We start from the raw sequence: 12777 nt of genomic DNA, 5'->3' as shown, positions 1-12777 counted from the left end.
GTGATCCCCGGACCCGTATCGACATGCAGCCCGAGCACTTGGACTTTTCCCATCCGGTATACCTGCCGGTCACCGCAGAGGTGTGCCAGGCCTTGCTGGCCGACGGCACGCTGGCGCTCGATACCCTGGGCGAGCCGGAGTTGGCGGCAGTGCTGGTGATCCAGAACCTGGCCCAGGCACAGGGGCAGGTCGATGCGCGGGCGGCGGAAAAGGTGCTGGGCAAGCTGTTGGCGTGGGCGGTAGATGGCGCGCACTCGCCTGGCGTGGGGTTGTTGTCTGAGGCCCGTAGGCTGTTCGATGCGCGCAAGCTCTATTTCGGCCTTGAGGTGATCAAGGGTTCGAAGCTGCGTCTGCTCGACGCGGAGCAGGTCCAGGCGCGGGAATACCTGCTGGCCGATGGCAAGTGGGATTTCGACTACCGCGTTCGGCTGCATCACAGCGACAACCCGTTCAGCCAGCGGGTGACCACCGGCTTCGATACCGAACGCTGGCTGACCGTCGAGCAGGACAAGCTGCTCAAGGTTATCCAGGCCAACCTCGACGAAGACATCCACGTGCAGGGCTATGCCGGGATCGGCAAGAGCTACCTGCTCGGCGCGCTCATGGACTGCCTGCCCCGTGGTCGGGTGCTGGCCCTGGCGCGCACGCCGGCCAAGCTCGGCGCCTTGCGTCGGCGCATGGGGCTGGATGAGCAGGCCAAGGTCGGCATGACCTTCGGCCAGTTCGCCCGGGCCCTGCTCAAGGATACCCGGTCAGTTTTCGCCCGGACGGCGCAGCGCGGTCCCGGCAAGCGCAGGCTGGCCGAGGAACTGGGGATCGTCGGCTTGCGCCAGTACGACGCCGAGCATGCCCTGGACATCTGCCTGGAAGTGCTGCGCAACTACTGCGACTCGCGGGATTACAGCCTGTCGAATCGTCATCTGCCGTATTTTCGCCAAGCACTCTCCGGCGTCGATACCCAGGTCCTGCTCGAGTACGCCAGCCGGCTATGGCGCTACCTGGAGGCGCAACCGGCCTGGGGCGCGCAGACCGGGTTCGAGGCGTTGCTGCTGCTCAAGCGAGCGAGCCTGACTGGCTGCAGCGTGCCAGGGCGCTTCAGCCACGTGATCATCGACGAGAGCCAGGACGTACCGGCCTCGCTGCTGCAAGTCATCGAGCGGGGCCGCCAGGTGCTGATCACCCTGGGTGACGAATACCAGAAGGCCTCCGGCGAGGTGGTCAGGCGCGAGCGTCAGGTACGGCAGAAGGACATGGCCTTTGCCGTGCGCTCCGGACCCAAGGTAGAGCGCCTGATCAACCCGTTGATCGGTGTGCACTCGAAGAAGTCCAAGGTCGCGTTCGAGGCCGCACGGCATGTCGATGTCGGTATCGAGCACTTCCCCGAAGGGTTCATCCCTCCCGAGGGCTGCGTGGTGCTGACCGCCTCGTGCTGGGACACGATGCGCTGGGCCATGGAAATGGCCGAGTCCAATTGCTTGTTGAACTTCCCCGATTGGCCTCAAATGCGCCGCTTCATGGCCACGGCAATCGGCCTGTTCAGGGCTGCGTTCTATGCGCCCGGGCAGGACGCCGAAGGGCCGCATCCGTACTTCGCGCACCTGCTCGATTGGCAGCAGGTGCGCGAGTCCGAGCGTTTCGATGCCGCGTTCCTCTGGGTCGAGGCGCGCCTTGAGGCGGGTTTCAAGCTTGCAGACCTGACGCTGCTGGACGCACGCATCGCTGCACGGCCCGACAGCCTGACGCTGTTGATGGCCGAGGAGGCCGGCGGCCTGGAGTTCGATCAGGTGCTGCTGACACCGGAACTGATGACCACCGACCGCTTCAAGGACGCCTACGCCTTCGATGCGCGGATCTGCGCCGTGTATATCGCCCTGTCGCGGGCGCGTCGGCAGCTGTACCTGCCGTATGACGTGGAGGAGTGGATCAACTACCACAAGGGCCAGCCGTTCCGCGAGTTGCACGGCTACTGAGGCCTCCACGCCTGCCCTGATTAGCCGACACCTGCATCAGCCGCTGAAAGGTCGGGCATTGCAGATGGCTCTCTTCGGGGCACTGCGCCGCATGGCGCAACCCCTTGCTCATCGCCTGCAGCCGTTTGATCCGGCGGTCGATCTCGTCGGCCTTGGCCAGCAGCAACTCGCGATCGACCCGTTGCTCGTCAAGCATGGTGGCTACTTCGTCCAGCGAAAAGCCAGCCGCCTGTCCCAGCGCGATCAGCGCCAGGCGCTCGGGGGTGTCTGGCGGGAACTGGCGGCGCTGCCCATGGCTGGCCAGTGATCTGAGCAACCCCTTGTTCGCGTAGTAACGCAATGTCGACGCCGGCACTCCGGTGCGCCTGGCGACATCGGCAATGTCCATTGCAACCCCTCTTGACTTGAAGTTGACTTCAACTTGCATGCTGCTTGGCATCGACCTTTCCGTCAATCTGCCAAGGGCTCTCGTCATGACCATCTCCTCGCTTGTGCTTTCCATCCTGTTCATCGGCATCGGCGCCACCCTGGTCATGGACCTGTGGACCTTGCTGCTCAGGCGCCTGGGTGTCACCACCCTGAACTACGCGATGGTCGGGCGCTGGGCGGGGCACCTGCTCGAAGGGCGCTGGCGGCATGCGGCGATCGGCAAGGCTGCGCCGGTCAGGGGGGAGCTGGCGTGGGGCTGGCTGCTCCACTACGCCACAGGGTTGGTATTCGCGACGCTGCTGGCGGCTATTGCAGGGGAGGGCTGGTTGCGGGGGCCGACACTGTGGCCAGCCTTGCTGTTCGGGGTGGTCTCGGTGCTCGTGCCGTTGTGCGTGGTGCAGCCTGCATTGGGGGCAGGGTATTTCGCGACGAACACACCCGCGCCCTTGAAGAGCTGCCTGCGCAGCCTGGCGACGCACTGCGTGTTCGGTTTGGGCCTCTACCTGGCGGCACTGGGTGTCGCGGCTGCGGGTACTTGAGGGCTGTCGTCACCTGCGAACGGATGGGGCTCGCTATAACGCTCGACGATCCGCTGCATTTCCCCGGACTGCTTGATCCGCACCAGCGCCCTGAGCACCGCCTGGGTCGGTAGTGCGGGGTCGTTGCGCACCATGCAGCCCAGCGCCTGTTCTTCAAGCACGGCGAGGGGCTGCAGGTGTTGAGCCGGGGGCAGGGAGCGGTTGTACCACTGCAGCGACAGCTGGTTGCTCACGGCATGGCGCAAGCGCCCGACCTGGAGTTTCTGCAGGACCAGCAACTGATTGCGGCTATCTTCGCGCTGCAGGCGGGCCTGGCTGAACAGCGGCTCGAGCGTGGGGTAGGTGTAGCCGAGTACGGTGCCGATGGCCTGGGGTGGCAGTGCGTCCGGGCTGACGGGGCCGCTGTCGCCGGGGCGGCCGACCAGCAGGTCGCGTTGCTCGATGAGCGGGATGCTCCAGAGATAGTCACCGGGTCGATCGGTCAGCCATTGCGTGGAAACGTAGCAGCGTACGTCGATTTCGCCGGCCTGCATCGCCTCCTGCAGGCGCAGGCGCGCCAGCACATGGTACTGGGGGCGGGCATCGACCTCTCTGGCGATGGCCTGCATCAGCTCCAGCAGGATGCCTTCCGCTGGCTGCTGGTCCTCGATGCGCATCAGCGGCATGCTCCAGCTTTCGGCGATGGAGAAGCGCAACACCGGCGGTTGCGCCAGGCCGTGGGTGGCCCACAACAATACCCACAACAACAGGATGGCCAGGACTCGCCGCACGCCTCATCCTCCCTGATCCGTCGTCCGTGTGCCCGTCACTGAGCTTAGACGAGATCGGCAGGGTGCAATTTCGGCCCCGCTCCGCTAGCATTAGCGCTCTTTCCGCCCGCTCCGGTCACGATGGTTTTTTGATGAGTTATCAGGTTCTTGCACGTAAATGGCGTCCGCGCTCGTTCCGCGAAATGGTCGGCCAGACCCATGTGCTCAAGGCTTTGATCAACGCCCTGGACAACCAGCGCCTGCACCATGCCTACCTGTTCACCGGGACCCGGGGCGTGGGCAAGACCACCATTGCGCGGATCATCGCCAAGTGCCTGAACTGCGAGACCGGCATCACCTCGACGCCGTGCGGTACCTGCTCGGTATGCCGGGAGATCGACGAGGGCCGTTTCGTCGACCTGATCGAGATCGACGCCGCCAGCCGCACCAAGGTCGAGGACACCCGCGAGCTGCTCGACAACGTGCAGTACGCGCCGAGCCGCGGGCGCTTCAAGGTCTACCTGATCGACGAAGTGCACATGCTCTCCACCCACTCGTTCAACGCCCTGCTGAAGACGCTGGAAGAGCCGCCGCCCTACGTCAAGTTCATCCTCGCCACCACCGACCCGCAGAAACTGCCGGCGACCATCCTGTCGCGCTGCCTGCAGTTCTCGTTGAAGAACATGAGCCCGGAGCGCGTGGTCGAGCACCTGACCCACGTGCTGGGCGCCGAGAACGTGCCGTTCGAGGAGGATGCCCTGTGGTTGCTCGGCCGCGCCGCCGACGGCTCCATGCGCGACGCCATGAGCCTGACCGACCAGGCCATCGCCTTTGGCGAGGGGCGGGTGTTGGCCGCCGACGTGCGGGCGATGCTCGGTACCCTCGACCACGGCCAGGTGTATGGCGTGCTCCAGGCCCTGCTCGAAGGCGATGCCCGGGCGCTGCTGGCCGCGGTGCGTGACCTGGCCGAACAAGGCCCGGACTGGAACGGCGTGCTGTCGGAAATGCTCAATGTGCTGCACCGCGTGGCCATCGCCCAGGCCCTGCCGGAGGCGGTGGACAACGGCCAGGGCGACCGTGACCGCGTGCTGGCGTTGGCCCAGGCCCTGCCGGCCGAAGACGTGCAGTTCTACTACCAGATGGGGTTGATCGGCCGCCGTGACCTGCCATTGGCGCCGGACCCGCGCGGCGGTTTCGAGATGGTCCTGCTGCGCATGCTGGCATTCCGCCCGGCCGATACCGACGACGCACCGAGGCCGGTACTAAAGCCGACGGGGATCAGCCAGGCCACAGCTGATCCGACCCAACCGGTGGCGGCAGCGGCTATGGTCGTGGCGCCGCCCGTTGTCGCCAGCCCTGTGGCTGAAGTGGTCGCGCCGCTGCCTGTGGCTGAGGCATCCATACAGGCCGAGCCCCCAGTTGTGGACGTGCCGGCCGTTGCCGAGGTTGTCGAGGCGCCGCAAGCGCCATCGGAGCCAGAGCCGCAGCCCGTCGAGGAGGTCGTCGACCTGCCGTGGGAGGAGCCAATCGCCACTCCGGCGCCGGTTGCGCCCGAGCAGTTGCCCGAGCCGGCACCCGCGGTCGAGGCCGCCAGCCAGCAGCCGGACGATGACGAGCCGCCGTTCGATCCGTCGGCCTACAGCCCGGCGGGCATGGAGCGCGACGACGAGCCGCCGGCGGACGAGGACTACTACGCGCCCGACAGCGACCCGGTTGGCTTCAGCTACCTGGACGAGCTGGCCGAGCACGTGCAGGAAGAGGCGCCTGCCCAGGCGCCGGAGCCACTGCCGGCGGCCATGCCCGCGACCGGCTTGGCCCTGCAATGGCTGGAATTATTCCCACAGTTGCCTGTCTCCGGTATGACAGGCAACATCGCCGCAAACTGTACGCTGATCGCCGCCGAGGGTGATGACTGGCTGTTGCACCTGGACCCGGGGCAGGGCGCGCTGTTCAACTCGACGCAGCAGCGCAGGCTGAACGACGCACTGAACCAGCAACTGGGCCGCGAGATCCGCCTGAAGATCGAGCTGATCCGCCCCGAGCAGGAAACCCCGGCCCAGGCCGCCTCGCGCAAGCGCGCCGAGCGCCAGCATGACGCCGTGGTGTCGATCGAACAGGACCCGCTCATCCAGCAGATGATCCGGCAGTTCGGCGCGACGGTCAGGCAGGATACTATTGAGCCTGTAGACGCCCTGGCCAGCCAGGGCCAATGAACGGATAACCATGCGGCCGGCCCTGTGCCGGGCCGCATCACATGACCCAATCGAGGTATACCCCCATGATGAAAGGTGGCATGGCCGGCCTGATGAAGCAGGCCCAGCAGATGCAGGAAAAGATGCAGAAGATGCAGGAAGAGCTGGCCAATGCGGAAGTCACCGGCCAGTCCGGTGGCGGCCTGGTCAGTGTGGTGATGACCGGTCGCCACGACGTCAAGCGCGTCAGCATCGACCAGAGCCTGATGTCGACCGACGCTGACGACAAGGAAGTGCTCGAGGACCTGATCGCCGCCGCGCTGAACGACGCCGTGCGCAAGATCGAGCAGAGCAGCCAGGAAAAGATGGGTGGCATGACCGCTGGCATGCAGCTGCCGCCTGGTTTCAAGATGCCGTTCTGAGTCGTTGTTCAGGCAACGCCATGTGCCCCGTCTGATAGGCGTTGGGCCCTCGAAGACCCGATGCTCGCATCGGGTTTTTGTTGCCTCTCGAAAAAGACATCGAAGCGCGAAAAACAGCAATGGTTCGTAATTGATTTTGCCCGCGGTGATCGCATAGTATGCCGCACCCCTCAAATGGCAATGTGCCATTTCTCGAAACTGTCCAGTTGTATGCCGAGTCGTTCGGTGCCAACTATCCAAAGACGCAGGTTTGCGGGTAAGCAGGATGCTGGGTGTGCTCAAAAGGATGTGTTCATGTTTCGCGCTCAACAGGTCGTCGTTCTAGCCTGGCTGTTCTCCTCGTGTACCCTGGCCGCGTCTGGCTCGGACCGCGCCGAATTGATGGCTGTCTATCGGCAAGCTGTCGAGCACAACACTGAAATCGCCGCTGCCCGTGCCGATTTTGCCGCCCGCCAGGAGGCCTTGCCCCAGGCTCGGGCCAATCTGCTGCCCGCCATCAGTGTCGGCTCGACTGTCGAATCAACCCGCCTGACTCGCGACGAACCCGAGCGCGTAGCGGCACGACGGTTCAGGCCAACCTCAAGCAACCGCTTTTTAACGCCGCTTTCTGGTTTGAGCTCAAAGCGGCCAAGACTAGCATTGCGCAAGCGGCATTGGAGTTGTCGGCGAAGGAGCAGGAACTGATCTTGAAGACCGCCGAGGTCTATTTCGAGACGCTGCGCGCCACCGATGAGCACGCCACCTCGCGTGCCGAAGAGTGCGCGCTCAAGCAGCAGCGCGACCAGGCGCAGGCTCGGCTCAAGGGCGGTTTGTCGAGCATTACCGATGTGTTGGACGCACAATCGGCCTACGACAATGCGATGGCCAATCGCAAACTGGCGCAACGACAGGTGGACGATGCCTTTGAGCAGTTGATTCGTCTGACGAACAAATCTTACGCGAGCATTGAAGGCATGCGCCACCAGATGCCCATCCATGCCCCGGTTCCCGATGACACCCAAGCCTGGGTCGATGCGGCGTTGGGGCAGAATCTGACGCTGCTGGCCAACAACTATGCCGTGCGGGCCGCAGAGGAAAATCTTAGCCAGCGGCGCGCCGGCCACGCCCCGACCGTCGATGCGGTGGTGTCCTATCGACGTGGCGACAATGACAGTTTTGGCTATAACAACCCAAGCGATTTCGGGCTCGACGGCTATCGCGGCAATGTCGCCCAGAGCAGCATCGCCCTGGAAATGAACCTTCCGCTATTCAACGGTGGGCGCACCAGCTCACAGTCGCGCGAGGCTTATCAACGCCTGATGCAGAGTGAAGAGCAGCGAGAGGGTCAACGCCGGGAAGTGGTCCTCGATGCGCGCAACTTCTTTCGTGCAGTCAATTCGGACATCGAGCAGATCCACGCGCGCAGGCAGACGATACAGTCGAGCCAGGAATCGTTGAAGGCCTCGAAAGTCGGGGCCGATATCGGTACGCGTAACACCGTCGATGTGCTCAATGCCCAACGCCAGTTGTTCAAGGCCGTGCGCGACTACAACAACGCCCGGTACGATTTCATCCTCAATAACCTGAGATTGAAACAGGCGGCCGGCATGCTGGCCGCCCATGATCTGCAGTCGCTCGCCGACTATCTGAAAGCTGACTACGAGCCACAACGCGACTTTCTACCGCCGGAGCTGATGTCTGCCTCCGTTGCGGGATTATCCCGACATTAGCCAGAACCTCGCCGCCATGCCTGACCTTGTTCAGGTATGAGAGGGCGTGTGCCCACCCGTGTTCGGGGGCACGCCGTCGGCAATATCCTCCTGTGTATTCGACGATTCACCAGCATGGAAGCACTTATGCAAGGACCCAGGGCCGACGCGGCCCAACCCAAAGGCGCACTCGACACAGGTTTGGCCTGCCTTGCCATGTTGGCGCGCTTTCACAATCTCGCGGTTTCACCCGAACAACTGGCCCATGAGTATCTCGCTCAGGGTCAGGCCTTCGGCAGGGCCGAGATCCTGCTGGCGGCCCGTCAGCTCGACCTGAAAGCCAAGGCGATCCGCACCACCTTCGAGCGGCTGGCGCGAACGCCATTGCCCGCCATTGCCTGCGACAGCGACGGGGGCTTTTTCATCATTGCTCGTATCGATCAGGGCAAGGTGCTGATCCACGATCCCCTGTCCCAGCGCCCGGAACTGCTCGATGCCGAGCAACTGCATGCACGCTGGGGTGGCGAAATGATTCTGCTGCGCTCCCAGGCATCGTTGGCGACCGAGTTGTCCCGATTTGATTTCACCTGGTTCATTCCTGCCATCGTGAAGTACCGCAAGCTGCTTGGCGAAGTCTTGCTGGTATCGTTCGTGCTGCAGATCTTCGCGTTGCTGACGCCGTTGTTCTTCCAGGTGGTCATGGACAAGGTGCTGGTGCACCACGGTTTGACCACGCTGGATGTGATCGCCACCGGCCTGCTGGGCATCATGCTCTTCGAAACCATCCTGAGTGGTTTGCGCAGCTATGTCTTTGCCCACACGGCCAGCCGTATCGACGTCGAGTTGGGTTCCAGGTTGTTTCGGCACCTGGTGACGCTGCCGCTGTCGTACTTCCAGGCCCGGCGCGTTGGTGACTCGGTCGCCAGGGTACGTGAGCTGGAGAATATCCGGAGTTTCCTGACCGGCAATGCCATCACGCTGTTGCTGGATGTGCTGTTCTCGGTGGTGTTCATCGCCGTGATGTTCTTCTACAGCGGCTGGTTGACACTGGTGGTGCTGTTGTCGCTGCCGCTTTACTTCGTTGTCTCGCTGGTGATCACCCCGATGCTGCGCGCGCGGCTGAACGAGAGCTTTGCCCGCGGTGCGGAGAACCAGGCGTTTCTGGTGGAGACGGTCAATGGCATCGACACGCTCAAGTCGATGGCGGTCGAGCCACAGGTGACGCGCAAGTGGGACAACCAGCTGGCAGCGTATGTCAGTGCCGGGTTCAAGACCCAGACCCTGTCCACCATCGCCAATGAAAGTGTTTCCCTGATTGGCAAGCTGGTGACCGTGGCAACACTCTGGCTCGGTGCGCGCCTGGTGATCGATGGGCAGCTTTCCGTCGGCCAGCTGATTGCGTTCAACATGCTCGCGGGGCGGGTGAGCCAGCCGATCATGCGCCTGGCTCAGTTGTGGACCAATTTCCAGCAGACGGGCGTTTCGGTCGAGCGCCTGGGCGATATTCTCAACACCCAGACCGAGCTGTCGCAGGCGACCCGCAGCGCGTTGCCCACACTCAAGGGGCACATCGAGTTCGACCAGGTGCATTTCCGCTACCGGCCCGACGGCTCCGAGGTATTGCGTGGCGTCAGCCTGGACATCAAGGCCGGTGAGGTGATTGGTGTAGTTGGGCGCTCAGGGTCGGGCAAAAGCACACTGACCCGGTTGTTGCAGCGCCTCTATGTACCTGAGCGAGGTCGAGTGCTGGTCGACGGCATGGACTTGGCACTGGCCGATGTCTCGTCGTTGCGCCGACAGATCGGCGTGGTGCTGCAGGACAACATGCTGTTCAACCGCAGCATCCGCGAGAACATTGCCCTCAGCGATCCCGGTGCGCCGCTGGAGGCGGTGATGCATGCCGCCAGGATGGCCGGTGCGCATGACTTCATCCTGGAGCTGGCGGAAGGTTACGACACCATCGTCGGTGAACATGGTGCCTCGTTGTCCGGTGGTCAACGCCAGCGCGTGGCGATTGCCCGGGCGCTCATCGGCAACCCGCGGATCCTGATCTTCGACGAGGCGACCAGTGCGCTGGACTATGAGTCCGAGCGCATCGTCCAGCAGAACATGCAGACCATCTGCAAGGGCCGCACGGTCATCATCATTGCGCACCGGTTGTCGGCGGTGCGCGATGCCCACCGGATCGTGGTGATGGATCGTGGGCAGATCGTCGAGCAGGGCACTCATGCGCAACTGCTGGAACACCAGGCGGGGTACTACTCGCGCCTGCACCGTTTGCAACAAGGATAGTGGCCATGCGTGAACCTTCCGCCAAACGTGAACTTTGGCAGCGCTACCGGCGTGCCTGGAGCCAGGCCTGGCGCCGACGCAAACAGTTGGACGCACCGCCGCGCCTGGCGCACGAGGTGCAGTTCCTGCCGGCCGCGCTGGCCTTGCAGGAGCAGCCCGCGCACCCGGCTCCACGCTACATCCAGTGGGTCATCATGCTGTTTGCCGCACTGGCGCTGGCTTGGGCATGCTTGGGCGAGATCGAAGTCGTGGCGACGGCCCGTGGCAAGGTGGTGGCCAGTGGCAAGAGCAAGATCATCCAACCGAGCGAAGTGGCGGTGGTCAAGGCGATTCGGGTCTTCGATGGCCAGGTGGTGAGGGCGGGTGACGTGCTGGTGGAGCTCGACACGAGCGCTTCCGGCGCCGACGTCAAGCGCTTGCAAAGCGAGTTGCTGGCTGCGCAGGTCGATCGTGCGCGAGCCAGCGCCTTGCTCGAGTCGATCCAGGGCAACCAGGCGCCAGGCTCTCTGGCGCGTTACCTGCCGGAGGCCGGGGCCGAGCAGGTGCAAGCGGCACAACGCTGGTTGCAGGGGCAGTACCTGGAAATGCGCAATGCGTTGGACCAGGTGAGCGCGGAGATCGAGCAGCGTTCGGCGGAAATCCAGTCAGCCAAGGCCATTGTCGCCTCCTTGCAGCAGACGCTGCCGATTACTCGCCGCCTGGCCGAGGACTATCGCGCCTTGCTTGAGCAGCAGTATGTGCCGCGTCACGCCTACCTGGAAAAACAGCAGGCGTTGTTCGACCAGGAGCGCGACCTGGCCGTGCAGCAAGCGCGGGTGATCGAATTCACGGCCAGCCGCAAGGAGGCCGAGCGCCGCTGCGAGGGCACCCTGGCGCAGACCCGTCGCAGCATGCTTGACCTGCAGCAGCAAGCAGAACAGCAAGTTGCCTCGTTGACCCAGGAGCTGAAAAAAGCCGAGCAGCGTGACCATCTGATGAGTCTCACCGCGCCTGTGGACGGCACCGTGCAGCAACTGGCGATCCACACCGTCGGTGGCGTGGTGACGGCCGCGCAACCGTTGCTGGTCATCGTGCCCAGCGACCAGCCAGTGGAGGTCGAGGCAATGCTGGAGAACAAGGACGTGGGGTTTGTCCGAGAGGGGCAGCAGGCCAGCGTGAAAGTGGAAACCTTCACGTTCACCAAATACGGCACAGTGGCGGGCGAAGTCGTCAGTGTCTCCAACGACGCCATCGAGGATGAAAAGCGCGGGCTGATCTACAGCAGCCGCGTGCGCTTGTTGCAGGATTTCATCTGGGTGCGCGACCAGAAGGTGGCGCTTTCGCCAGGCATGTCGGTCACGGTCGAGATCAAGACCGACCGACGCAAGGTCATCGATTACTTCCTCAGCCCCTTGCAGCAGTATGCGAATGAAAGCCTGCGCGAGCGCTGAGGCCACGACCTGCTGATTGGTGTAATGGTCGTTTTGGGGAGTCTTGGATGTTGGAACTGAAGGCGTTGCTGGGGGCCGTGATCGGCCCTGCTTATCTCTGTGTGTTGCTGGCGAGCCTGGGGCTGTTGACGTTCAGGCCCGCGCACGCGGCGTCCTGGTTCATCTGGGGCTGTAGTCTGCCGCTGAGCGTTTTCTCCTATCTGGTCTGGATACAGGGCAGTGGCGGCGATCACTGGACGCTGCCGATGCTGGTCATCCAGCTTCTGGCGCTGGCGCAATTGGGTTGGTTGGGCGGCGTGTGTGCCTTGTTGGGGCGCATGGGCCGCTGGCGCGCCTTGAACAGGGCTGGCCTGGTCGTTTCCATGGTCTCCGTTGTGGGACATGGCGTTTTTCTGGGGGGGATCTTGATGTTTGGGTATGGCTCTTCATGACCCGGTCCTTCGCAAAGGTTGGTCAAGTTATCTAGTCAGAAGGAATTGAGCGATGGCGTTTAAAGAATCCACATTCGAGTACATAAAGAGCCAGGCTGAACGGGCCAAGGCGATTGCCAACGAGCTTGGCGCGGCGGATGTCACCGCTCAGGGCATACTCGGGGCGATTGGTGAAGAGTATGAGTCGCTAGGTACCGTCGACAAGATCCAGACGGCGCGGGTGTCCGCCTTCAGTCATGAAGAGATCAAAAGCAACTACGACAGCGTGGTGAAGGATAAGCAGATCCTGAGTGATGTGGTCTCGGCCGGATCGATCAAGAAAGGACTGATCAAATGGGACAACCCGGTACTCAATGATGTCGGGCCAGGCAATATCAAGATCCTGACCGCGATCGACCTGCTGGCAAAGTACAATACCGCCAACCCCGAGCAGGATCCGTTGGGCCTGAAAGGTTACAACGGGGACTACAAGTCGCTGGTCAGTGACCTCTCTGATGAAAAAAACAGTGCCAGCCTGAAGTTCGCCGCATTGATGTTGCAGGAAGGTCGCGCCTTCTATGCGGAGCGAGCGGGTGCCGCCTGGGCTCTTATGATCAGGACACCCAGGATGCGGTACTGATCACGTACTACAACAA

The 12777-nt window shown here is 63.2% G+C and carries 10 protein-coding genes and 1 pseudogene; 9 read left to right on the top strand and 2 right to left on the bottom strand.

The features are described from left to right. Positions 1-23: 23 nt before the first annotated feature. Entirely contained in the window at positions 24-1970 is a 1947-nt protein-coding gene (locus tag ACVWY1_RS11225; protein ID WP_277505572.1) for a hypothetical protein, read from the top strand. Here ACVWY1_RS11225 and ACVWY1_RS11220 read toward each other — a convergent pair. Then, the gene (locus ACVWY1_RS11220; RefSeq protein ID WP_457378281.1) at positions 1924-2358 is read right to left on the bottom strand and encodes a helix-turn-helix domain-containing protein; all 435 of its coding nucleotides are present in this window, start codon (positions 2356-2358) and stop codon (positions 1924-1926) included. The genes ACVWY1_RS11225 and ACVWY1_RS11220 overlap by 47 nt on opposite strands. A gap of 85 nt (positions 2359-2443) precedes the next feature. Between ACVWY1_RS11220 and ACVWY1_RS11215 the strand changes: the two genes are divergently transcribed. Next, positions 2444-2938, top strand: a complete 495-nt coding sequence (locus tag ACVWY1_RS11215) for a DUF2938 domain-containing protein (protein WP_457378280.1) — start codon at positions 2444-2446, stop codon at positions 2936-2938. Here ACVWY1_RS11215 and ACVWY1_RS11210 read toward each other — a convergent pair. After that, positions 2899-3708 carry a substrate-binding periplasmic protein gene (locus ACVWY1_RS11210; protein WP_457378279.1) on the bottom strand — a complete coding sequence of 270 codons (810 nt, stop codon included), beginning with the start codon at positions 3706-3708 and terminating at the stop codon, positions 2899-2901. The genes ACVWY1_RS11215 and ACVWY1_RS11210 overlap by 40 nt on opposite strands. A gap of 131 nt (positions 3709-3839) precedes the next feature. Between ACVWY1_RS11210 and dnaX the strand changes: the two genes are divergently transcribed. From dnaX to ACVWY1_RS11175, 7 genes and pseudogenes are all read left to right on the top strand, one after another. Next, on the top strand, positions 3840-5900 hold the full coding sequence (dnaX, locus tag ACVWY1_RS11205; RefSeq protein WP_457378278.1) for a DNA polymerase III subunit gamma/tau: 2061 nt from the start codon (positions 3840-3842) through the stop codon (positions 5898-5900). Positions 5901-5965: 65 nt separating this feature from the next. Then, positions 5966-6301 carry a YbaB/EbfC family nucleoid-associated protein gene (locus tag ACVWY1_RS11200; RefSeq protein WP_023632783.1) on the top strand — a complete coding sequence of 112 codons (336 nt, stop codon included), beginning with the start codon at positions 5966-5968 and terminating at the stop codon, positions 6299-6301. Between the two features lie 294 nt (positions 6302-6595). Beyond that, positions 6596-8010: pseudogene (locus tag ACVWY1_RS11195) on the top strand (TolC family outer membrane protein). Positions 8011-8136: 126 nt separating this feature from the next. Beyond that, positions 8137-10281, top strand: a complete 2145-nt coding sequence (locus tag ACVWY1_RS11190; protein ID WP_457378277.1) for a type I secretion system permease/ATPase — start codon at positions 8137-8139, stop codon at positions 10279-10281. A 5-nt stretch (positions 10282-10286) separates the two neighbouring features. Next, the gene (locus tag ACVWY1_RS11185; RefSeq protein WP_457378276.1) at positions 10287-11711 is read left to right on the top strand and encodes an HlyD family type I secretion periplasmic adaptor subunit; all 1425 of its coding nucleotides are present in this window, start codon (positions 10287-10289) and stop codon (positions 11709-11711) included. 47 nt (positions 11712-11758) lie between these two features. Continuing rightward, entirely contained in the window at positions 11759-12142 is a 384-nt protein-coding gene (locus tag ACVWY1_RS11180; RefSeq protein ID WP_277503293.1) for a hypothetical protein, read from the top strand. Positions 12143-12194: 52 nt separating this feature from the next. Next, positions 12195-12761, top strand: a complete 567-nt coding sequence (locus ACVWY1_RS11175) for a hypothetical protein (protein ID WP_457378275.1) — start codon at positions 12195-12197, stop codon at positions 12759-12761. Positions 12762-12777 lie beyond the last annotated feature (16 nt).

Source organism: Pseudomonas sp. TE6288 (assembly GCF_054062095.1).
Note: the sequence above shows the minus strand (reverse complement) of the source record. Positions and strands in the feature narration are given on the sequence as shown.